The sequence below is a fragment of the Fibrobacter sp. genome (assembly GCF_017545445.1).
Classification (GTDB): Bacteria; Fibrobacterota; Fibrobacteria; order Fibrobacterales; family Fibrobacteraceae; genus Fibrobacter.
This window is the reverse complement of record NZ_JAFWOM010000030.1, coordinates 1-24,337: the sequence shown is the minus strand read 5'-3', so window position 1 is coordinate 24,337 and position 24,337 is coordinate 1. Positions and strand designations below refer to the sequence as shown.

The window sequence follows — 24,337 nt, the reverse complement described above, 5'->3', positions numbered from 1 at the left end:
AGAAGATGAGGAGTCTAGATTTTAATTAGTCCTTAATCGGAACGATGTAGTAAGCAGTTCCCGTCTTAACGTCCATTTCCTTTTTGACCTTGCCCGAAGCGATGTCGTAACGGTAAATAGCACCGCCCTTGCTGTCAGCATGGCCAACCAAAACGCTCTTGCCATCGGCATCGAGGTGGATGCTTGGGGCAAACCAAGGAATCGTCGGAGAAAGATCAATCTTCTTGATAGTCTTCTTATAAACGTCAACAACGACAAAGTTCCATTCGTAATTGTTGAAGTTGTTCGGATCAGCAAAATTGCCAAAGAAGCCAAAGAACTGGCCGTTGCCAATATAAGTACCGCCCACCATCAAGCTGTTGTTATTAGATGTTTTGCCATCGTAAGCGGCATCGTGCATGCGGAACACCCAGTTTTTATCAAATTCGGATTCGCCCTTCTTGATACGCACCCAACCTTCCTGATAGCCTTCAACAAAGCTATAAGAAGCGTTTGCATAGAAGTAAATATCGCCCTTTTCATCCACAAACGATGCGGTTTGGTTCATGTCATCCATGCCACCAAGAGCAGCCACCTTATCGGTATAGATAACCTTATCTACCTTGTCGGTACTGATATCAATAATCGCAACACAGCCACGCGGACCAGCAATAGCATACTGGAAATCAACGAACTGGTTCAACGAAACATAGAGTTTGCCATCACGAATCACAGCAGAACCAGGAACAGTGCCCAAAGCACCATTTTCTACATCAATATATTTAGAGAGATCGATAGTAGCAGTCGTCTTGAGCGTTTTGGGGTCAAGAGCCGTAATAGCATCGCCCAAAGCCTGATTGACATACATTTTATTTTCGTTGACAAACTTCATCACGATTGCCTGCGTTCCCGTAAACTTTGCGGTTGCTGAGGCTTTGCTTGCAACCTTGCCATCCTTGTATTCAAAACGGGACAAAGTGCTGTTCGCTGCATCATCGGCAGCGAGCGTATAGACAGACTTGTTAAAGTAACCGACAGAACCCGAAATCGGAGCTTCTGCAAAATTCTTGACAGCCTTCGTCTGGTCTTCAGAAAGCAATGTAACACCATAGAACTGAGATGTTTCCGTCAAGAAAGAAAGAACGTACTTCTGTTCTTCAGCCTTGGCAGAAGAACTTGTCGCCTTCACAGAAGAGCTGCTAACCTTTGCAGAAGAAGAGCTTTTAGCCTTGACAGAAGAGGAACTCTTGGCTGTAGCCGAAGAACTCTTAGCTTTTGTCGAAGAAGAGCTTTTCGCTTTTGCAGACGAAGAACTTTTTGCCTTCGAAGAAGAACTCTTGGCCTTAGCCACAGAAGAACTCGACGGTTCGTCTGTCGAGGCATTGGAACCAGAATCGTCACCGCAAGCAGCAAACATCAAGCTGACCGCAGCAGTAAAGAGAAGGGATTTATAGGATTTCATGTTTTATTCCTTTTATGTTATTGTTAAATTTTTCTTCTTGTCATGCCCGCGTGGTTCGGCCGGCTCACCAACCTTAGCGGGCATTTCCTTTAAAGTGAAAATTTTACTTTCGTCGCAAAAGCCCGGCCCGGTTTTGATTCTCCATACTTGTCATAGACAAGTTCATCTGTAAAATTCTTGATTTCAAAACTCCACGAAAGCATGTTGGCCATAATGGAATATTCAACGCCCAAATCCTGCGTGAACGAGCTAGGAATGATTCGATCCTGCTTATCAGAAACCTTCCAGCCGTAATAGTAATCATCGGTGTAATTAGCAAACCAATAAAGCTTAAAGAAATCATCCCTGAAGAATAAATCACCCGCATGGAATTCCACGCCAAAGTTCATATAGAACGTCGGAATGTTCGGAACCGTAAGCCCTTTTGCGATACCGTAAGCCATATCGACTTCACGACTTTCTGCATCTTGCTTGGTCAAATTGAAAGAAAGTGCAATATATTCGTTCACATCAACAGCAGCATCAATTTCAAATCCGCTCGTCTTTGTACCGACGCTATTGTAATAAGGACGCGGAATAGAACCATAATTTGTCCAATAAATACGGTCATCCATCAGCATATAGAACCAGTTGAATTCCAAATGCAACTTCAGCAAAAGAGGAATTTTATCCAAATCAAGTTCCGCACCAGCGGTAAAGTTATCGGATTTTTCAGGTTCCAAATCCGGAGCGTTGAGAACATAGATACCATCGCCAAAAACTTCTTCACGCGTCGGCAATCTATAGCTGTGCTGGTATCCGCCCTTGATGACAAACGGGTCAAAAATCTTGATTCTAAGATTTTCGCTGAATCCGAAATTGTTGAAAGAAGCTTCGTCATTCGTCAGCTTAGAAATTTTCCCTTCGACTTCATCCGCATAAATCGAATAAAAATATCCCTTGATTCCAACGACATTCTGGATGCGTCCGCTCCAAAAATTATTTTCTGAAGAAAGCCCAGTAATCACAGAATGGTTGCGCCCCGGAAAGCCAGCATTGTTGATGCGCGAGCCCTTGACTGGCCGCTTGTCCGTAGGTTCCTGGGACTCATAGCGGTACAATCCGCTCCACGTCAAAACATGGTTTGCATTGAATGCATAATCGACATTCCAAGGCAATACGAGAGTGTAATTTTTTCGTTCGATATAAGTCGTGCGGCCCAAAGATATTTCGCCTAGCGAGGTTTTCATTTGCTTGAAATTTTCTTTATCCCAGCCATAAAAATACACATGGCTCGTATCCACGACGCGATCTTTGCTGTAATTAAAACCAACAGAAAGAGATGCCGACAAGCCCTTCACAAACAAGTCTCTCTTTTCAAGCGCAAGAGAAACGCCCACGCCAAACGCATCCGCAAAAGCTTCTTCGACACGGTGAGCCGTTGACTGGATTTCTTTATCCACAACGCCAAAGTTCGCCCCTAGCGAAACACGGTCAAACCAGAAATTGTTCAAATTCACAAACGGAGCGATGCTATAGCTATAATAGCGGTCATGTTCACGCGTCACCGTCGTATCCATGTACGGCGCGGTAAAATCATAATCGTTGTCGGAATAGTTGTAATAAGCCGAAAGCCCAGTTTCTACAGAACGTTGTGAAGCGGAATCGACGGGCCACACATATTTAGCATCCAAAGACGCTTTGTGCGTATTGAAACTGCCAAAGGAATAAGACCCTGCAATAGAACTCTTGGGCAAATTTCGCGTCACAATATTGATAACACCACCCATGCCATCCGTCGCAAAACGCTCCGGCACGTAGCTCTTATAAACTTCAATCCGATCTACTTTGTCAATAGGAATATCATTGATCGAAAGGCTACCATTCCCGTTATCAACAGGCACGCCATCGACAAGCACCTTCACGTTCTTGCCTTCCATGCCGCGGATGTTGATTTTACTTTCGCCGCCCATCCCGCCCGATTGGCGGATTTTCACACCGCTAGAACGGTTCGTCGCTTCGGCAATCGTCGCACTGGAACCTTGCAATTCCTTTGTATCCAAAATCTTGACAGATTCCGCTTTCGTTTTCGTATCGACGGGAGCAATTTCCGCTTCGCTCTCGTCTTCGACAGACAAGCCGTCAAGAACTGTAATATCGGAGGATTTTGTGGAATTACGCGAAGAAGTTTCAGAAACACTTTCAGAATTCGGAGCAGTCGATGCAGGCACTTCACTCACTGTTGCAGGTTCATCAAAAAACGCATCGTCATAAGACGTAACTTCATCCGTCTGAGCAAACGCACAAGCAGAACACAATGCAAAGGAGAACGCAATTTTCTTTTTCATTTTCGAACGCCCCAATTCCAACATGGACGAACAAAAATAAATTAAGCACCCAACGCCTTTCTACTCTAATTAGGTTACAAACAATCTAATTAGACAAGGTTAACTTTTGCATTCATCATTCTGAGCGAAGCGAAGACGATTCAACAGGCAAGAGTTGCGACAACGTTTGCGTTGTCATAACCGAGCCAAAGAGCCGGGGCTTTAGCCCAATCCAGTCAAGTTTACACGTTCCTTATCTTTGCTGCTTTACTTTTTCTTTTATCAGAAATTCATTATAGATTTTTGTACCTTCGGCAACTTCCTTGACGTATCTCTTGTCGTGTTTCACAGCCGCCGGTAAAATGTGCCCATCAAAGATTCCATCAAGTTGATAATCAAGTATTTTACGGTCCTTGGTGTTGACTAAAGCTGATTCAAAATATTCAAATTCCAATATTTCTGAGGCATGCGTTTCATGAATGAAACCTATTCCTAAAGAAGTATAAATTTCGTACGGAAACAATTCCTCGTATGTCATTTTAGGATTTTCGCAGAATGCCACCCATTGATCCTGAATCGTTTTTGCCAAGTAACGATAGGCGGCTCGCTGTTCAGGATTATCGGGAATCTTAGTATCTATAAGAGAATCAAGGTCATCTCTTACACCGTTTCCATCCTCATCAAATCCTAGAATTTGAATTTTGTAAGCGGCGGCCTCTACAGGATCTTCAGGTATGCGGAATGGCGGATAATCATCACTACACAAGTACAAAACAAAAACAAATACCGAGAGGAACACGGCGAAGAAGCTTGCAAACGCCAATTTAATCACAGCCAAGAACATTGTTTACAAAAATAATCGCAGATTTCGTTCCTTGCAAGTCAAATCGTCGGCATCATTCTGTAAAATATGTTACCCCTTAGGAGTCTGGGCCTTGATGCACCTACGGTATAGAGCCGTCATTTTGCCGGACTTTGTAAGGATTCCAGCCCTTTGAGGCCGACGTAGCGCAGCCTCCCTAGAATGGTCCATCGTCTTAATCGCATGCAGCGTGTCTTTGATTAGGTTTTCAGTCATAATGAAGCCTCCGCTATAAATATACAATTTCAATTCAGCGGTGACAATAGGCCTCCATTTTGCCCAATCCTTTCGTTACACGTTCATGACGAGATACAAAAACAAGCATGGCGCACCTTTGGAGTTATCCATCGGCACGCCATACCCGCTTCTATTGTAGTCTGGGTTTTCGAAGAATTTTTAAAGCACCCAAAGTGCTATGTGATAAACGATAAACGCAAGCCCTAGCGAAATCGCAAAGTAATACCCTGTAATAGTAAGCAGCCATTTGAGAGAATGCGTTTCGCGATATGTTGTACCCATCGCAAGGACACAAGGGATATTGAACATCGAGGCAAAAATGAACGCGAGAGCTTCAGGAAGCGAAACCACAGCACACATCATTTCTCCAAGGTTCGCCCCGGCAGCATTGCGAGAAACAAGCGAGAACGCATCATTTGTACTTGCAAAAACAACGCTCATCACACCAAGCGACGCTTCCTTGCTAAAAACACCACCCAAGTACGAGATAAACAGCTGCCAACGCATGCCAAAAATTTGCGTAAACGGCTCAATCGCATTTCCAATCGTGTAAAGAACGCTATGTTCTACATTACCGTCTTTCGAATACGAAACAAGCCAGAAGATGAAGGACACAAGCCAAATGACCATAATCGCTTTCTTGAAAACCGCCCAAACATTGCGGGCAACCGTCTTCATTAAAATTTTCCAATGCGGTTTGTGGTACGGTGGAAGTTCCATAATCATGCCCACGCGTTCATTTATTGGCATTAGCTTGTTTCCAAAAAGTTTAGACGAAAGCCAGAACGACGCAAAAATCATGGCCACGTAAATCAAGCCAAACAGCGGGGCCGCAGAGCCAAAAAATACAGACGCTAAAAACAGCACCACGGCAACTTTTGAGCCACACGGGATCGACCACAAAAGCACCATTGCAAACAAACGCTGCCCACGCGTATCCAAAACACGAGTACCGCAAACAGCGCCGCCCGTGCACGCAAGCCCAGAGAGCAGCGGCATAAACGCCTTGCCGTGCAATCCAAGCCGTGAAAGCCATGAATCGAACACGTACGAAGACCTAGCCAAATAGCCCGTATCTTCCATCAGTCCAAACGTCACGAGAATCGCAAAGACAAAGCCCATCATGGCGACAGTCACGGCAAGCCCGCCAATGATAACGCTATTGACAAACGATGCCACGGAGGGCCACCAGCCAAGCGATTCGCACATTTTAACCACAAGCGGTTCTGCAACTTTCTGGAGTCCAAAGCAACTTGCAATAATCGGGACCGCAATCATCATGCTTACTGCAAGCGTAATCACCAAGATAAAGAACGCGACAAACTTACCCCAGATGCGGTGCGTCGCAATTTTGTCGAAGCGAGAAAGCGATATAGTTTTTTCGCAACTCGAAGACGCATCCCTGAGAATTTCAGAAACAAAGCGGTACTTCGCTTCGCCGGTCAAAAGGCCGCCATCAGTTCCCATTTCATCTAAAATCTTTTGTATTTCGTCCCAGCGTTCTTTACCCACCGCATTTCGAACTTCAAAACAGACAAGAGAATCATTTTCCAAGAGCTTCGACACCATCCAAAACTTTTCGCGAATCCCTAATTTCATGCATTCAATCAGCGATTCCAGTTTTTCAATAACAGAAACATTCTTTGCATCCGCATTTTCTTCCACAAACTTGCGAATGCGATCCGATAAAATCATCGCAGGCTGTTCAATCGCATGCTTCAGTGTTTCAAAGAATTTAGGATAGCCATCCAAATCCGAAGCGATAAAACCGAGTACTGGAATTTTCAAGAAATCTTCTATTTTCTGAACATCAATCTTTTTGCCTTGCTGCTCGGCGACATCCATCATGTTCAGCACAAGCATCACAGGGCTTTTGACGCCTGCAAAATCTGCAAGTATGTAAAGGCTGCGTTCAAGTTGAGCGGCATCGACAATGATACATACAAGGTCAGCATAACCATGTTCAATGTAAGTACGCGTTACCATTTCTTCGGCAGAGTTCGCCGTAAGCCCATAGCTACCCGGCAAATCGACAACGCGATACAACTCTTCGCCCTGCGTAAAAAAGCCTTCCGCCCGTTCCACCGTTTTTCCCGGCCAGTTGCCCACATGCTGATGCGAGCCTGTCAAGGCGTTAAAAAGCGTAGATTTGCCTGAATTCGGCTGACCGAGCAAAGCAATCGTTCTCATGCCATCTCCACTTCGATTTGCATACATTCTTTGCGGTTAATCGCAATCATCGTATCGTGTGAATACAAAAGAACTGGCGAACGCCCATCATTTTGCAGCACTAAAAACGGGCTGCTCGGCGGAAGTCCCATTGACACAACGCGAGAAACAAAGCGAGAATCGCCATTTATCTTTTGAATCAAGCCCTTCTGATTTTCTTTCATTTCAGACAAACACATTTTCCTACTCCATCTATCTAAAACTGTAGCGAATCTTCGTCGCAAAACTTCTACCGGGCTTGCTTTCGCCAAACTTATCGAACGATTCGCTATCCGTGATGTTATCGACTTCAAAGCTCCAACCGAATTTATTATCCCACAAGGAATATTCAACGCCAATATCTTGCGTGAACGAGGCTTTAATTTTACGGCTCTGGCGAGAGCTGATTTTCCAGCCATAGAAATATTCATCCGTATAATTTGCAGACCACCAGACTTTCAAAAAATCTTCACTACTGAACAAGTCACCAACATGGTATTCTACAAGGTAGTTCATAAAGAATCGTGGAATATTCGGCACAATAGCATCCTTGGGAATGCCCTGTCTTGCATTATACTTTATATTACGCAAATCTTGGAAAGTCCAATTCGTTCCCAACAAAACCCACTCATTTACATCCAACTTCACATCGCCTTCGTAGCCCCAGCTGCGAATCGGGTTCATGTTAAAATAAGGAATCGACATTTGCGATGAACTCATGTAATGGATTCGATTCTTGTAGTATGAATAAAATACATCACCATCAAAGCGAAGCCTTGTCACAAGCGGCAATTCCTGCAAATCCACAGAGATTCCAAAGTTGAAATTATCCGCCTCTTCAGGCTTGAGGTTTATCGCTGCGCTCACGCGAAGACCATCACCAAAAAGCTCTTCAGGAGACGGTAAACGCACCGCATGTTGATACGAAGCCTTCACAAAAATCGGTTTTGCAATTTTGAACATCAAGCTTTCATCATAACTGAAATCCGTGTAGTCATTCGATTCTACCGCAGGTTCAATCAGAAGGCTCGTCGGCATATTCGAGATTTCCGCCTTCATGTAATGAAACTTGAAACCGAGAAGATTCTGGATTCGAGAATTCCAAAAACGATTTTCAAGCGAAATGCTAGTAGTCACAGATAACATTTCACCCGGAAGCCCAGCCGTATTGAAACCCATCTTTTCCGAGCCAAAATCATCTTCAGGATTTTCCTTGTGATATCTGAGAAGCGTATTCAAATAAACAAACTGATCTTTAGCATATTGATAATCAAGATTCAGCAATTCATTGATATCATACACCTGCACCGTACGCAACTTCGGGAGCCCCATAGACGTAAGTTCGCCCACATTTTTCTTTGCAACATCGCAGCTAAACCAGTTGCGGCAATGAACTCGGCTCGTATCGATTATTTTATTTTCAGCAAAGCCAAAAGAATGCAGATAACTTAAATTCAAATTTCTAGCAATAAAATTTTTCTTGTCAAGACCAAGTGAAACACCGAAATTGTAGCCTTCTGATATCGTTTCCTTAATGCGATATTCAATTCCCTGAATCTGCTTATCAAACGCACCAAAACTTGCTCCAAGCGAAATCTGGTCAAACCATGCATTCATCAAGTTCGCAAAAGCTTGCACATTGTAAGAGGTATAATGGTCATGGTCGCGAACAACGCTCGTATCCTTGCCCGTAGAGCTTTTCATGTACGGCGAAGTGAATTCGTAATCGTTATCGGAATGGTTAAAGTAGCCGGACACGCCAATTTCAAGGCTTGCCGCACCAGCAATACTATCTATCAAATGACTCGCACTGACTGACGCTTTGTGCGTATTGAAACTTGAAAAACTATACGAAGCATCAATCGTATTTGCATTGCGTTTCTTGGTCACAATGTTAATAGCACCGCCTGCACCGTCTGTTGCAAAACGTGCCGGAATGTATCCCTTATAAACTTCGATATCTGCAATTTGGTCAATGGGAATATCGTCAAGGCCCAAATTTCCCTGCGTTTCAACAGGAACGCCGTTGACAAGCACCTTGATATTCTTACCTTCCATGCCGCGAATATTGATTTTGCCTTCGCTGCCCATTCCGCCAGACTTGCGAACTTTCACGCCAGACGCAGAATTAATCGCCTTGGAAACGCTCTTGCTCGTATTTTGCAATTCCGCAGCATCAATCGTAGAGACCGTTTCGACCTGTTTTGCAATGGCAGCCTGCTCCGCTTCAGATTCCGTCTCGACCGAAAGCAAATCGAGTTTTGTCACATCTTCGGAACTCGCAGATGCACTCGCAACTCCGTTCGTAGCAGCATTTTCGCTCGAGACGGATGCGTTTGCATTGGTATCGCCATTCGTTGCAGAACTTTCCACAACCGGTTCATCAAAATCTTCGAACGAAGTAACTTCGTCATCCTGTGCATAAGCAGAAACAACGGCAAACGCCGCACAAGAAGCAATAGCAAACTTACGAATATTCATTTTCAATTAAAACCCAGAACTACTTTTTTACAATGCATGCCCACCCAAAATGTCACCCCGGATTCGTCATCCTCGGAGCAACGCGAAGGGAATCCATTATTTCTTGAATTTGCGTTTACTCCGGGGCCGGCTTTTCCATTTCATCAAAGCCGATTCATTACTTCAGCGGTACAATCCACATCGGAATCTGTTCCGCCTCGGCAATCTTTTTAGCCTTATTCGTCTTCGGATCATAGCGGAAATAGCCGTTGCCATCTTTTTCAGTAGAAACCGCAAAGATTATCTTGCCATCATCTTCCACGTACTTACCGTAGCTTGCCCAGCTCGAAGTATAATCAATCGGCAAAGCCTTCATTTTCTTCTTGGCAAGGTCAATCTGCACCGGCTTGCAAGTAGGATTGTGGTAGCTTTCCGCATCAAGCCAACCCTTTTCCAGGTCCTTCATCACGTTCAAGAAAGAGTAAACGTAACCATCGCTCGGAACAGTTGACGGGGCGAGATATTTGAAAACACCTTTCTTGGTGATACCGTCAATGGCAACTTCCTTGCTCACTAACCAAGCGTAATCCTTGTCAAACTTGGTTTCGCCCACTTTAATGCGGAGGTACCCGTCAACCTGGCCCGGAGCGTAACCCCAAGAAGCGTTACTATAGCAATAAATATAACCGTCAAGTACTGTAAACGACTGATTTTCCGAGTCGTCTAAAGAACCCACAGCAGCGACGCGGTCGTCCGTAGCAACGGCAATGACTTTGTCCTTCTTGACATCGATAATGGCAACTTCAGCTTGATTGCCCGTGCGGTATTCATCTTGGTTCTGGATGAGACCTACATAAAGGCGATTATCGACAATCACGCCCGTACCGGGGGTTACCACATAAGCATTCTTATTCTTGTACTTGGAAAGGTCAATAGCACCCGTGACCTTCATCGTTTTCGGGTTGATGATGAGAAGGGAATCCATCATGCCGCCAACGTATGCTTTTTCCTTATTCACAAAGTAAATATGGTCTGACCATTTTCCAGGAAGCGAAAGTTCAGCCATCTTTTTGCCAAGCTTGTTGTTTTCAGCCAAGCTGTAGCGAGCGATGGAACCAACTTCCAAATCAGAAATAAACAACGCGTTATCATAATAGACAACGCCTGCACGCGTACCGACTTCAATAAAATCCTTGCCCAAATCGTCCGTGTGATCCAAGGACATCGTGCCGATAAACATCGTTTCGCCCGTCGAAATGGAAGTCGCAAATTCACGCTTGTAATCATCGTCATCCGAAGACGAAGACGAAGAATCGCTACCGCATGCGGCAAAAAGGCTAGCCGCAAAAGTAAGTGCAATCAGTTTTTTATTCATAAAATGTCTCCTAGTGTTATACACCTTTTAAGTTTCGACCGCATTTTAGAAATCCAAAAAGTCCCCCTCAACTCCAAATGGACTCAAACCAATCCAAAAAGTTAGATATGACTAATATAGCCTTTAAAAAAAGAACTCAATAAATTAAAATTGGTGCGAAAAACAAACAGAAGGTAACTATGAGTGTTTTCAAAAGACTAACACCTTATATGCAATCGCGAAAAATTTTATATCCGTTTGCACTTTTATTTTCATCATTGAGTTCCATCGCTGGGATTTTCCCATTTATATACGTATGGCTCATCGTCCGTGAACTATTCACTGCAACCGGTGAAATTTCATATGACATGGTCAAGCATTACGCATTAATGGCGGTCATTTTCTCGGCAGCAAGTGTCGCACTTTACTTTTCTGCACTCATCTGTTCGCACTTGGTTGCATTCCGCATCGAAGGCAACATCCGCAGAATCACCATGAAAAAATTGCTCAAGCTCCCGCTTGGCTTTTTCGACAAGAATCCTACTGGTCGCATTCGCAAAATCATTGACGACAACGCCGCCGTCACACACACCTTCATGGCACACGAGCTTCCGGATTTGGCAGGAACTATCGTTGTTCCCATTGCATCGCTCGTGTTGTTGTTCATTTTCGATTGGCGTCTCGGCATAGCCTCCCTCGTTCCGATTGCCTACGCCATCATCACGCTCGGTTCAAAGATGAACAAGAGCAAAGACTTTATGCAAAAATACATGAAGTCCCTCGAAGACATGAACACCGAAGCAGTCGAATACGTGCGCGGCATCCCCGTAGTGAAAGTTTTCCAGCAAACCATTTACTCCTTCAAGAACTTCTATAAAACGATTGATGATTACCATCAAATGGTCACGGCGTATTCCAGCAGTTGGAAATTCATCATGTGTTCTTATACGACGCTCATCAACGGAGTCGCCCTCATTCTCGTTCCAACAGCGTTCCTTATCGCAACGAGTTCCGGCAACATCGCCGCAACAATTGTCGATTTGATGCTCTATGTCCTCGTGACACCGGTTTTCTCGCAGTGCGTCATGCGTAGCATGTACTTGAGCCAAGCCGTGAACCAAGCAAAACTCGCCATCGGCAGCATCGAATCATTGACAGATTATCCTGAACTTGCAAAACCGACGAATCCGCAAGAGGTCAAGCATTTCGATATCGAATTCAAGAAAGTCAACTTCACCTACCCCGGCACTGAAACGCAAGTTCTTCACAACATTTCGTTCAAAATAAAAGAAGGCGAAACCGTCGCACTCGTCGGTGCATCCGGCGGCGGCAAGAGCACCATCGCGAAACTCGTCCCAAGATTCTTCGACGCAAACGAAGGCGAAATTTTAGTCGGCGGTGCGCCCATCAAGGAAATACCCCAAGAAGTCCTCATGAAAAATACATCCTTCGTTTTCCAGAATACTCGACTCTTCAAGAAGAGTATTTTGGAAAACGTCCGTTACGGAACTCCTGAGGCTTCCATTGAAAGCGTCAACAAGGCACTCGATCTCGCCCAATGCCGCGAAATCATTGACCGCCTGCCCGAAGGCATCAACACCATCATCGGCAGCAAGGGTACATACCTTTCTGGTGGCGAGCAGCAGCGAATCGTCCTTGCCCGCGCCATTCTCAAGAACGCACCGATCGTCGTTCTTGACGAAGCGACCGCATTTGCAGACCCCGAAAACGAAAGCCTTATCCAGCAAGCATTGCAAACACTTTCTAAGGGCAAAACAGTCTTGATGATTGCACACAGACTCACAAGCATCGTGAATGCCGACCAGATTCTCGTCGTGCAAGGCGGCGAAATCGTAGAACGCGGCACGCACAAGGAACTCGTCGAAAAAGGCGGCGTATTCGCCAAAATGTGGAAAGATTATCAGCAGTCCGTCAGCTGGACTATCGGAGGCAAAAATGTATAATTGGATCAAGAACCGTTTTGTTCTCTCTGACGAAGGCACAAAAACATTTATCAAAGGTGTATTTTGGACAACGTGGCATTATCTTTCGTTAATGCTCCCACTTTCGTTCGTATTCCTGTTCCTCAAGGAATTCATGGCAAAGATGCAGAATCCGTCTGCCGAACCACAGAATTTCTGGATATACATCGTAATCGCCGTCGTCATTTATCTTGTCATGTACTTCATCTATGCGCTTTCATACGATAGCACGTACGAGTCCGTCTATTCGGAATGCAAAAAACGCCGCATCACGCTCGCCGAAAAGTTGCGCAAGCTCCCACTCGCCTTCTTTGGCAAAAAAGACCTTTCCGACTTGACATCGACTATCATGAACGACGTAAACGCCCTTGAAATGATTTTCGCGCACGCCGTTCCTGAAATTTTCGCAGTCGCCGCGATGCTCGTTATCTGCGCAGTCGCACTTATCATTTACAACCCGTTGATGGCTGCTGCACTTTTGTGGGTAGCACCATTTGCAGGATTGCTCATTTACTTGTCCCGCAAATTACAGTTCAAAAACTTCAAGCACACCTACAATGCCGCACGCGTGATTACCGAAGACATTCAGGAAAGTCTTGAAAACATTCAAGAAATCAAATCCTACTGCGAAGAAGAAAGCGTCTGCAAAGCACTGGATGAACACTCCAAATTTTATGAACACTCCCAGATCAAAGGCGAATTCATGTCAGGAGTCATCCTGAACGGCGCCCAGATTTTCTTGAAGTTCGGCCTTGCTTCCGTTCTCATTTTCGGTTCAATTCTCCTTGCACAAAATAAATTAAGCGTATTTGATTACCTCGTGTACATCGTCTGCGCATCGACGATTTACAGCCCCATCTATCTCGTTCTAAACAACATAACGGAACTTTTCTTCTTGGATGTCCGCCTCAAGCGCTTCAAGGAAATGGACGACATGGAAATTCAACACGGCTCTACAAAATTCGATCCGAGCAATTACGACATCGAATTTAAGAACGTCGATTTCTACTACAACGAAGAAAAGCAAGTCCTGAAAAAAGCCTCATTCACCGCAAAGCAAGGCGAAATCACCGCACTCGTCGGGCCATCTGGCAGCGGAAAGACAACCGCAGCGAAGCTTGCCGCCCGTTTCTGGGACATCCAAGGCGGCACAATCACGCTCGGCGGCCAAGACATTTCGAGAATCGACCCCGAAACACTCCTCAAGAATTTCTCCATCGTCTTCCAGGATGTCGTGCTGTTCAACACATCCATCCGCGATAACATCCGCATCGGCAAACGCGACGCCACCGACGAAGAAATCTTGCGAGCCGCCAAACTCGCCAACTGCGACGAGTTTGTCCAAAAGCTCCCACAAGGCTACGACACCGTCATCGGCGAAAACGGCGACACGCTTTCCGGCGGCGAACGCCAACGCATCTCCATCGCCCGCGCCATCCTCAAGGACGCTCCCATCGTCCTCCTCGATGAAGCCACCGCAAGTCTCGACGTTGAAAACGAATCCAAGATTCAACAGAGCATCTCGAAACTCGTACAGAACAAGACCGTCATCATCATCGCCCACCGCATGCGAACCATCGCAAACGCCGACAAGGTTGTGGTCCTGCAAAACGGTCAAGTTGTCGAAACCGGCGCCCCCGCAGAACTTAAGGCAAAAGGCGGCCTCTTCGGCAAAATGCTCAAACTCCAGGAAGTTAACTAAATTTTCATTCAAAAACCACCTAAAATTGCCTCGGAGAAATCCGGGGCAATTTTCTGTTTTTAATACACCAAACAAAAACCATATAACTCATAAAAGATGACAATTATCGCATCTTAAATAGTATATTTATAAGAAAATTTCTTTTTTAATCTGAGGCCTAAGAATGGATCTGTCAATACTAGCAAAAATAATCATCTCAATACTAGGAAAAGCGGCAACCCCCGCAATAATCATCCTACTTTTCGTTTTATTCGGTTATTACATTCAGAAAGTTAGGCAAATTAGCAAATGCAATAAAGAATTAAGAAAAGCACTCAATACCAATGATCCTTTATCTTTTATACAAACAAATCTACCGACAGAAAAATTTTTAGCAAAAAACTATGAAATCAGTAAGAGTTTGACTCTGGATTCAGGCGAACAAAAAACAACCGAATTTGCAGAAGATTATTTCAATTTAGCAAACATTCTTTCTATAAGGCATATCAACCGCCAAGCCATGTCCGCAGCGGCAGGAATACTTGTTGGCATTGGCGTTCTTGGAACATTTATTGGTTTAACAATAGGCATTGCTGGAATAGATTTGGAAAATCTAAAGCCAGGAATAAGAACATTACTTGGAGGTATGCAAACAGCGTTTCTCACTTCTGTAGTAGGTATGATTCTTTCATCTTTTTACACATTTCTCGAGAAAGACGCTCTTAACCGCTTAACAAGAACATGCGTTAAATTGTGCGAAAAGCTAGACGAACTCTATTTTATATCGGAATTAGAAAAACAACAAATTCTAACGAACCGTCAAAACAAGCTTTTTCTGGAGCAAGTCGCTATTATAGTTCATGACATAAAATCAGTCGATGACGACGCAAACGAGCTTACCATTGGAAATATGCTAAGAGATATAAAGCAATCAAACGAATACCAAATTGACGTTTTGAATGCTATGGCAGAAAACATATGCAATGGTCTAGGGGAAAAATTTAAAGAACTGGCAGACGCAATACAAAATCCTGCCGCAAACATGGCAAACGGCATTGTAGAGGAACTGAAGACGGCAATAAGCCAAATGGCGAATTCCGTGGAAGCAACCGTTAATTCCATAACAAAAGGAAATCTAGATAAGGTTAGCGATCAATTAGGGAACGCCATTCAATCGTTAGAGACATTCCCACAAACAATGGCGCTACTTTCTGAAAAAATGCAAAATAATATGGAATTACTGGGAAAACAGGTATCTAACATAAATACAGAAACAGCGCAAGTCGGAGCTAATCTCGCAGACAAACAAGCTTCCTTAAACCAACAATCCGCAGATATTTTGGATAAGTTCCAAAATGGGATGAGCGACACAACTGAAATATTAAAGGAAGTAAAAAAATCTCTCGCCGAATTTGAAAAATTACATCAGCAGGCAGCAGCAACCATTGAGAAGATCCGCAATGCAGCAACAAGCGTTGAATCAGCAAGCAAGAATATTAACGATGCACAAAGCAAATTTGTAACAACGAATAACAATGTATTTGAAGCAATAAAGAGAATGCTTGACAAAGCCATAGAAGACACACAAAAAACATTTGACAATATCAAGGCTACAGTCAACGAATCCGTCAATCTCAAAAAAGATTTTGAAATGGTCCAGCAAAATTTAGGAAACATATTCGAGGAAATGAATAACGGGCTACAAGATTATTCGAAGGCTGTTTCCGACAACACCGCACAAATAATGAGTTCCTTCACAACACCTATGACAGACGCCATTGGAAGCCTAAAAACTGCAATCGATGATTTGGATTCCGTTGTTGAACAAATACCCAACAAGAAGTAATACGTAAAATGTCTAGAAGAAAAAAGCCAGAATCCATAGAATCAGACCAGAATCCGTTCGCACTCTCTACGGGCGACCTAATGTCAGGGCTGATGTTCATATTCGTGTTGCTTTTAGCTGCACTAATGTTACAAATTCAGCGACAAAACGACAAAACTCAGAATCAAATCAAAGATTACAATCGAATAAAACAAGAAATATATGTGGATTTAAAAAAAGAATTTGGAAAGGACACTTTAAAATGGAATGCTAAAATAGATTCAGCAAAACTTAGCATACGCTTTCAAAAGCAATCTGCATTATTTGATTATGGCAAAATTGAATTAAAAAATGATTTTAAAGAAATCTTGGACGATTTTTTTCCTCGTTATATGAAGCTCATTACCAAAGAAGAATATCGCAACAATATCGAAGAAATCAGAATAGAAGGACATACCGACAGCAGAGGCTCTTACGAATCGAATATGGAACTATCACAAGGAAGAACCAGATCTATTTTAAATTACTGTTTAAACAACAATATGCCAGACACGACTTTAGATTCGGCAACAACTCTTGCAGAATGGGCTAAATTTAGAATAACAGCAAATGGTTTATCATACAGCCATTTAATAAGAAATTCTGATTCAACAGAAAACTTCGAATTATCTCGCAGAGTTGAATTCCGAATTAGAACGAACGCAGAATCTAAAATGGAAGAAATTTTAGACAGTCTTCAATCCAAGGATTAGCCATTATGTCAATGATGGATATTCTAAATAAATATGAAAAATCCACCTTTGTCAAGATGGCAAAGTTATCGGTATCATTATCCCTAAAAAAACACATACAAAACAAAGCAGATGTCTTAAAAAACATTTCAAAACAATTATGGAACGGAAAAGATCCACAAATAGATAACGACTTAATCAAAGTAATTCAAAATAAGTTGTCTACAAATTCTAATGATTATAGTTTCAAAGAATGCCGTTTCATGGCTCTCTATCCAGAAGAAATTGTTGGCAGCAATTTAGATTATTATTCTAAGATCCGAACAATTCTTGAAAAGAATTGGCAAGATAGTTTTTTACGAAGACTTTTTATATCCGTCATAAACCACTGGGATAAAGTTACTTCAAAAAGCAACGAAGCAAGACATCTGCACAAGTTATTCACTCAAAAACTTAATAATTATGAAGGAAACAACTATAGAATCATTTTTTGGAAGAACAACAAGCAATTTTTTGTAGATGAAAAAGGGGCATCGAGAACAGGCGAATATTTAAGAAGCCAAAAGTATGATTCGCCATTAAAAGCGCTAGAAATACTTAAATTGCCAGATTCATATTTTTCAGCCCCTTATTTCCACGATGTCATCAGAACATTCTACTACGGTATAACGGAAATACCAAAAGATTTAGAAGCTGTACTAACTCGTCACGGAGATCTTGAAACAAAAAAAATAATTCTATCAGATTTAATAATAAAAGCCAAAAGCAGTAGTCAATTATTAAGTCAGAAAAAATCCTTACAATATTTAGCATTAAATCTTATTGGTCATCCATCAAATCCAGGTTTGTGGGTTTCAGCAGGAAAAGATTCCAAAATCGATGAAAAAATCAAAGCCGCAAAAAAGATTATCAATCAATGGCTTATTGAGACATTTGTTGACGAAATATTCACACACTTCATTAACGACCCAAAACGTCGAAACTTTTGGTTAAGATACGCAAAAGCCGAAGTAATTGAGGACGTAAAGGTTGTAGGATGCCGTTCAATCGGAGCTAAGTTAGCCTCTATCGACTCTTTAAGAGAATCAATAGAATACAACTATATTCAAACAAGAAAGAATGAAAATCTTTGCGCATTCGTAATGCAAATAAAGGGATTTTGCCTCGTGGAATTTTCAGACATTAACAATGCCCTATATATTTATCATGACGATTCAAAAATTCAAGACCTAGAACGATTGGTCAAATTGAAACGCTATACATCCGTTATCGATTTAAAGAACACAAGCTTAACATTATCAAAATGCCCCAATGCAAATGGAGATTGTCGTTTCGGTCACTTCGATGGTTGGGAAACTCAATTAGATTGGTGGTTCCGTAGTTATAGAGGTATTTATGTTTGATATAATTGACAATAAAATCATTTTTCAATATAACAATCTCGAGAACACCCCTAAAAACTTGGTTCTTAAACGTCTTTTAGACAACGATCTTGCAACAGAAGAAAACAGCAAGTGCATAGTTCCCATTTTAAACATCTATGAACTTGATTCTTTTGAGCAATCACTATTAGAATTACCAGAAATATACCCCTACACAATCCTTATAGAAGGAAAGGGTATTCTCACAACGCCCAACTTTTGTTATAAAATATCATTCCGGACATTTCAAAACGGAAAAATTCTTCCTAAATTACAGTATAATGGACCCATAGTAAAATTCAAAATTGACGACGACGAAATAGATTATCTTTTAACAAAAGAACAATACAAACTTATTTCATCTATTAACGATTTTAACAATCTTTCCGTTAATAAAAAAAGCAATCAGAAAAATTTAGAAAGCCTTTCACAAATTCAAATTTTAGCAAACGAGGCTACAGCAATTCTTGATTCAACTTTAAGAAACCGAGAAATTGTCAACCCTAAAAAAATAAAAGTACACCTAAGCCAAAACGAACTTCAATCTGATTTTGGCTCAAAAAATAACGAAGAATTCGAAAAACAAATTGATGAAGGTTTATCTGTAAAAAATATATATTCGGCACGAAGAAATAACGAAAGTTCCTACTTAACATTAAATGATAACACAAAAAAAGTAGTGGAACAAATAAAGAAACAGCGCAAAACAAAAAATCCAACCGAATTACAGAAAATCATTGAGCATCCAGAAGAATTTTTTGATCCAGAAAGCGCAGATTTATCAGAATTTTACAGCGAGCGTGTTATAGGAATTGGTCTATACGAGCCCAAAGTTTATCCATTCATTTCTCCATACAAGTCTGAATGGATTCCATCCTTTAAAATTGAAGACAGGACTAACGGAACAAAGAACCTCGTCATTCATTCTATTAATGAACTAACTGCTCTTGAAGAAACACTAAATAGCGCCAAAAAAGACAATCTTGAATACTTTGATTTCAACGGTATCAATTTAACAATACCAAACGCAGAAAAAATCATAAGCCATGCCAAAGACGTTCTTTCCAAAAAAGAACCTGTAGAAAATAAAGGACCGAATTCTATCGAAAATAAGAAAGAAACTACACAAGTTCTTATTATTGAAGATAATGTAGAAAAAATCGGATTCGACCAATCTACAGGACAAATAGCCCTGCCTAAAACAGCTATACTGAAAAAAGATGAAGCGTTAAAAAAGGGAATAACGCTCAAAAGACATCAAGAAGAAGGCATTGCATGGCTACAGTACTGTCTAGAAAATGCACAAGGAGTTCTTCTCGGCGACGACATGGGCTTAGGCAAAACATTACAAGTTCTATATCTTATAGATTGGCATTACCGAAATTTGAACAAAGATAATAAGCCATATTTGATAATCGCCCCTGTCACACTTTTAGAAAATTGGAAGAATGAATATCAAAAATTTTTTGAAAACGGAATGACTTTTGATATCATTCGTCAAATTCCGGCACCCAATGACGAAGAATTCATTAGTAAGCATTCTTTCAAACACATTATGCTAATGAGTTACGAATGTTTGCGTAGAGGGCAACTAGCCTTTGGCAAACTAGATTTTGCAATTATAGCCATTGATGAAGCACAAAAAATAAAAGAACCCGGAACAATGGTGACAAATGCGGTAAAAGCATTAAAAGGTGATTTTAAAATCGCTATGACAGGGACCCCCGTCGAAAATACATTCATGAATCTATGGTGCATTATGGACTTTGCAGTTCCTGGATATTTGGGAACAGCAAAAGAATTTGCAAAAAAATATCAAGCTCCATTAAGGAACCCCTCAACGGATATTGAAAAGCTAGGTCAAGAATTACACAAAGAATTAGGAGGATATTTTTTAAGACGGTTAAAATGCGATGTTGCCAAAGAATTGCCTTCAAAACATTTGGTTTCAAAAGAAATTTTAATGCCAACGGAACAATTAAACCGATATTTAATGTCTATAGATATTGGAGGAAAACCTGAACCCGGTGATGCTTTACATCGCATTCAAGAGTTAAAACGAATTAGCGATCACCCCTATTTAGATGAAAAATGTTGGGACGATTTATCGAATAACGAGCTAATAAATTCTTCCGCAAAATTAATAGCAACAATTAAAATTTTAGATGAAATTCAATCAAAAGGTGAAAAAGTCATCATTTTTACCGAACGTCGTGACATGCAAAGAATGTTGCAAAGAATTATTCTTGATAAATATGATTTAGCTATCAGTATCATCAATGGAGAAACCAACACGACAACAAAAGGAAACAATCCATCACGACAAAAAACTATTGATAATTTTCAAGAAAAAGAAGGGTTCAATATAATCATAATGTCTCAGCTTGCTGCCGGAATAGGCTTAAATGTAGTCGGCGCAAATCACGTAATACATTACTCAAGACATTGGAACCCAGCTAAGGAAAACCAAGCAACAGATAGAGTTTACAGAATAGGTCAAACAAAAGACGTTTTCATCTATTACCCTATGGCAATTGCAGAAAACTTCGATTCTTTTGACAAAGTTCTTGATGGACTTCTAAAAAGAAAAATGAACTTAGCAAACGCTTCACTATATCCAACAGATCAAATTGAAGTAAAGTTAGACGATCTAGAGAGTAGAATTTTCAGTAGCCAAGCAAGTTGTACAAACAACAATCCAATCACTAAAGAAGAGATAAGAACAATGGATGAATATTTATTTGAATCTTTTGTTGCAACACTTTTCTCAAAATTGGGATTCAATTGTAGAGTCACGCCCAAAAGTGGAGATAAAGGCGTGGACATTTTAGCCTATGGTACAGAAAATTATGCAATTCAATGCAAGCACGGAAAAAACAATGTCGGCAACGAAGCTGTTCAAGAGGTCGTCGCTGGGGCAAAATATTACGAGTCTATAGAGCTAAAAAGTTTCAAAACACTAGTCGTTTCTAACTCATTTTTTTCGCAACAAGCAACAGAACTCGCAAATGCAAACAATGTTAAACTGATAGATGGAAACGAGCTGAACTCAAAACAGTCATCTCTTAAAATTACGTGGCGTAATGTTTATGAAATGGAACGAAATCGAATGAAATGATTTAGGTAAACACCAGCGAAAAGCCCCCTTCAAAAAAATTTCAAGAACCTCTTGACATCCGCCTTTCGGGAATTTATATTTTTAGTGCTCAAGTGAGTAGTTTTGAAGTTTTCGCCTTTTTACGCATGTAGGCGAATGGAGGTTATATGACTAAACGCAAACCATTGAAGGATTGCTTCGTAAAACCGGGCGAAAAAAGCCCATACGCAAACTTGCTAGTGGATTTGGCCTTCAAGAAGGCATTCGATCCAGACAAACCTATCAGCCGCCAAAACCTCATTAACTTGTTGAATGACTTGCTGGGGCCGCAACTCAAGCGACCTATCGTAGATGTCAAGACCCGCAATGTCGCAAAGAATCTTAGCGGAAGCAAGGAATCCCGCACCGCAATTTTTGACCTTCACTGCGAAGATGACGCAGGCGAACTAATCGAAATAGAAGTTCAAATCCGTCAGCTGAAAAATTTCCGCAAGCGACTCGCTTTTTACGCCAGCGAGATGGTCGCGAATCAAGCAGAAACAGGAATTGGTTGGAATTTTGATGTGAAGCCAACTTTCGTTGTCGCCTTCACTCGTCATTCCGTATTTAGCGACGACCGCATTGTTCATCGTGCAGCGGTTCTTGACCTAGATTCGGGAGAGCCGTTTGTGGACACCTACAATTTCACGACAGTAGAACTTTCGAAGGTTCCGATGTTCATTGAACCGAACTCATCCAGCATGAGCAAGTGGCTGTTCATCTTCCGTTACCTAAATAGGCTCAGGGAGCTTCCTGCCGAACTCTCCGAACACAAATTTGAGCAGTTGACGGAGAGTTCCAAAATGTCTAATTTGACAAAAGAAGAATTCGAGGCGTACCAGAAAGTGTACCACAAGGAATATGATCATAACGCCATGGTAGATGGCATTTTCGAAGAATTCGCGGACGAAATCAACGCGAAGGTGGCTTCGAGCGTTCAAGACCGCGAACGAGAAATGGCTCGCAACATGCTCGCTGAAGGCGATTCTGTGGAAAAAATCTCTAGAATAACGCACCTTTCCGAAGAAGAAATCCGAAAACTGTAATCTAAAGAAAATCGACGAAACCCTTCTGAATGAGGTTGACGGAATGACGGACATGCTTTACGAAAAACAAGGGTCTTATCTTCAGGCAAAGATAGATGACGCCCAAGCTATGCTTGCCGAAGGACTCTCCGTCGAAATGATTTCGCGTGTTACAAAGCTCCCACAAAGCACCATTCTCAAGCTGAAATCCCAACTTAGGAAAAACGTCGCACTCGCATAAACCTTGCGAAAATCACACCATTGGTTTAAATAAATTCCACCCCAGAATTTATCAAGAGGCTGCGAAAGTAATAATTTTTAGTGTTTCCATTTGTACATTTTTCGAATGTATTGCTTTTGTGCGGACAAATATGTATATTGAATAACATGAACAAGACTGCAAATTTATACGCTCGCATAGAGCCCGACGTCAAGGAACAAGCAGAAAACATCCTGGAAACCCTCGGCATATCCGTTTCCAGTGCCATCAATATGTTCTATAAACAGATCATTCTGCAACAGGGAATCCCCTTCGACGTGAAGTTGCCTAAAGCTCCCGAAAACTCGGCCAAATGGTCAAAAGAACGCCTCGATGCGGAACTCGAGAAAGGCTACAATGACATGTTAAAAGGTCGAACCCGTCCAGCAGCGAAGGTCCTTTCCGATGTCAAGAAGAAATACAAGGTATGAATTTTGAAGTCTACTTTTCTTCCGCTGCACAAGCCGACATTGAGCAAATCTTTGACTATATCAGCATAACGCTTTGTTCGCCTATCGCAGCGAAGAATCTAATGAAAAAATTTCAGGAATCGGTAAACACATTATCTGATTTTCCCGAAGCATTTGCCCTATGCCAAGACGAGCCTTGGATTTTGCGCAATGTACGCACTATGCCAATCGCTAATTACCGCTTGTTTTATCATGTCGATCATGACAAGCGAAAAGTCGTTATATTGCGAGTCTTTTATTACAAACAAGAAGCAAAATAAAGTTCTGACTCTATGTAAGCCTTGATTTCGAAGACAACATAGCATCCACGACCGTTTTTGGTCAAAAATACAGGGGAATCTTAGTAGAATTTTAAGCAAATTTATTCATTTCAGCAAAACAGCTTTTTTTTCATTTTTTTAGCCATTTTTAGTAAAATTTCGTTCTTACGGTATAGCATTTGTTACCTTTTTCCATTAAAAATAATCAAAAATTTTACCTTTTCTAATAAAAAATATCGAAAAATTCGACTTTTTCCACAATTTATAGTGTGATGGAAGGACCTTGTCGGTTGTACGCCTATGACGGGGTTGTCATCTTCCATGGATAGCTTGTCGATGGCGGTATGCTTGACACCGAGTATGGTTTTGACTATATTTTTGATTGGCATCTGAGTTATCCCGTGTTCAGTTTTTTCAGCGAAAAAACTTTTAGGAAATTCAGATACTTTTTTGTTTCGGGATTTCCCGATTTTATGCCGTTTTCAGGCGTTTTGGCCTATATGACATTTGGGTACCTAAATTTCTCGTAACCCTTTGTTTTATAAGGCGTTGTAGCAAATTTTTCTTTTATGGGAAAAATTTGCTTTTTTTGTGGGTCAAACAAGGTCATCAAGAAGGGTCTTAAACAGGGCAAGCAGCGGTGGCTTTGTAAGACCTGCGGACACATTTTCACTCCAAG

The 24,337-nt window shown here is 41.7% G+C and carries 18 protein-coding genes; 10 read left to right on the top strand and 8 right to left on the bottom strand.

The genetic code is table 11. The annotated features are described in order from the left end of the window. Positions 1 to 25: 25 nt before the first annotated feature. The 7 genes from IKG78_RS03745 to IKG78_RS03715 all read right to left on the bottom strand — a co-directional run bounded on the left by IKG78_RS03745 (position 26) and on the right by IKG78_RS03715 (position 10,889). Positions 26 to 1,441, bottom strand: a complete 1,416-nt coding sequence (locus IKG78_RS03745) for a hypothetical protein (RefSeq protein WP_290939510.1) — start codon at positions 1,439 to 1,441, stop codon at positions 26 to 28. 89 nt (positions 1,442 to 1,530) lie between these two features. After that, positions 1,531 to 3,768 carry a TonB-dependent receptor plug domain-containing protein gene (locus IKG78_RS03740; protein WP_290939507.1) on the bottom strand — a complete coding sequence of 746 codons (2,238 nt, stop codon included), beginning with the start codon at positions 3,766 to 3,768 and terminating at the stop codon, positions 1,531 to 1,533. 232 nt (positions 3,769 to 4,000) lie between these two features. Then, positions 4,001 to 4,585: a hypothetical protein gene (locus IKG78_RS03735; protein ID WP_290939504.1), complete on the bottom strand. Its 585-nt coding sequence runs from the start codon at positions 4,583 to 4,585 to the stop codon at positions 4,001 to 4,003. A 420-nt stretch (positions 4,586 to 5,005) separates the two neighbouring features. Beyond that, complete coding sequence (gene feoB, locus IKG78_RS03730; RefSeq protein ID WP_290939502.1) at positions 5,006 to 7,036, bottom strand: ferrous iron transport protein B; 2,031 nt, start codon at positions 7,034 to 7,036, stop codon at positions 5,006 to 5,008. Then, complete coding sequence (locus IKG78_RS03725) at positions 7,033 to 7,254, bottom strand: FeoA family protein (RefSeq protein WP_173800775.1); 222 nt, start codon at positions 7,252 to 7,254, stop codon at positions 7,033 to 7,035. The genes feoB and IKG78_RS03725 overlap by 4 nt, the downstream gene beginning before the upstream one ends. Before the next feature lie 13 nt (positions 7,255 to 7,267). Then, entirely contained in the window at positions 7,268 to 9,535 is a 2,268-nt protein-coding gene (locus IKG78_RS03720; RefSeq protein ID WP_290939495.1) for a TonB-dependent receptor, read from the bottom strand. A 157-nt stretch (positions 9,536 to 9,692) separates the two neighbouring features. Then, a complete protein-coding gene (locus IKG78_RS03715; RefSeq protein WP_290939492.1) occupies positions 9,693 to 10,889 on the bottom strand; it encodes a hypothetical protein in 1,197 nt (398 codons plus the stop codon). A 179-nt stretch (positions 10,890 to 11,068) separates the two neighbouring features. Between IKG78_RS03715 and IKG78_RS03710 the strand changes: the two genes are divergently transcribed. From IKG78_RS03710 to IKG78_RS03665, 10 genes are all read left to right on the top strand, one after another. Beyond that, the gene (locus tag IKG78_RS03710) at positions 11,069 to 12,832 is read left to right on the top strand and encodes an ABC transporter ATP-binding protein (RefSeq protein ID WP_366074703.1); all 1,764 of its coding nucleotides are present in this window, start codon (positions 11,069 to 11,071) and stop codon (positions 12,830 to 12,832) included. After that, on the top strand, positions 12,825 to 14,552 hold the full coding sequence (locus tag IKG78_RS03705; RefSeq protein ID WP_290939486.1) for an ABC transporter ATP-binding protein: 1,728 nt from the start codon (positions 12,825 to 12,827) through the stop codon (positions 14,550 to 14,552). Before IKG78_RS03710 ends, IKG78_RS03705 begins: the two co-directional genes overlap by 8 nt. A gap of 163 nt (positions 14,553 to 14,715) precedes the next feature. Continuing rightward, positions 14,716 to 16,377 (top strand): hypothetical protein, encoded by a 1,662-nt coding sequence (locus IKG78_RS03700; RefSeq protein ID WP_290939484.1) that lies wholly within the window; start codon positions 14,716 to 14,718, stop codon positions 16,375 to 16,377. 8 nt (positions 16,378 to 16,385) lie between these two features. Then, the gene (locus IKG78_RS03695) at positions 16,386 to 17,108 is read left to right on the top strand and encodes an OmpA family protein (RefSeq protein WP_290939481.1); all 723 of its coding nucleotides are present in this window, start codon (positions 16,386 to 16,388) and stop codon (positions 17,106 to 17,108) included. A 5-nt stretch (positions 17,109 to 17,113) separates the two neighbouring features. Then, positions 17,114 to 18,490, top strand: coding sequence for an EH signature domain-containing protein (locus tag IKG78_RS03690; protein ID WP_290939478.1), 1,377 nt, complete (start codon positions 17,114 to 17,116; stop codon positions 18,488 to 18,490). After that, positions 18,483 to 21,626 carry an SNF2-related protein gene (locus IKG78_RS03685; RefSeq protein ID WP_290939475.1) on the top strand — a complete coding sequence of 1,048 codons (3,144 nt, stop codon included), beginning with the start codon at positions 18,483 to 18,485 and terminating at the stop codon, positions 21,624 to 21,626. Before IKG78_RS03690 ends, IKG78_RS03685 begins: the two co-directional genes overlap by 8 nt. A gap of 146 nt (positions 21,627 to 21,772) precedes the next feature. Then, positions 21,773 to 22,690, top strand: coding sequence for an Rpn family recombination-promoting nuclease/putative transposase (locus IKG78_RS03680; protein ID WP_290939472.1), 918 nt, complete (start codon positions 21,773 to 21,775; stop codon positions 22,688 to 22,690). Positions 22,691 to 22,742: 52 nt separating this feature from the next. Beyond that, complete coding sequence (locus IKG78_RS03675) at positions 22,743 to 22,910, top strand: hypothetical protein (protein ID WP_290939469.1); 168 nt, start codon at positions 22,743 to 22,745, stop codon at positions 22,908 to 22,910. A 146-nt stretch (positions 22,911 to 23,056) separates the two neighbouring features. Then, a complete protein-coding gene (locus tag IKG78_RS03670) occupies positions 23,057 to 23,359 on the top strand; it encodes a type II toxin-antitoxin system RelB/DinJ family antitoxin (RefSeq protein ID WP_290939466.1) in 303 nt (100 codons plus the stop codon). Continuing rightward, a complete protein-coding gene (locus tag IKG78_RS03665) occupies positions 23,356 to 23,658 on the top strand; it encodes a type II toxin-antitoxin system RelE/ParE family toxin (RefSeq protein WP_290939463.1) in 303 nt (100 codons plus the stop codon). Before IKG78_RS03670 ends, IKG78_RS03665 begins: the two co-directional genes overlap by 4 nt. A 496-nt stretch (positions 23,659 to 24,154) precedes the next feature. Here the strand turns inward: IKG78_RS03665 and IKG78_RS03660 are convergent. Next, on the bottom strand, positions 24,155 to 24,337 hold a 183-nt coding region (locus tag IKG78_RS03660), incomplete at its 5' end, for a hypothetical protein (protein WP_290939460.1).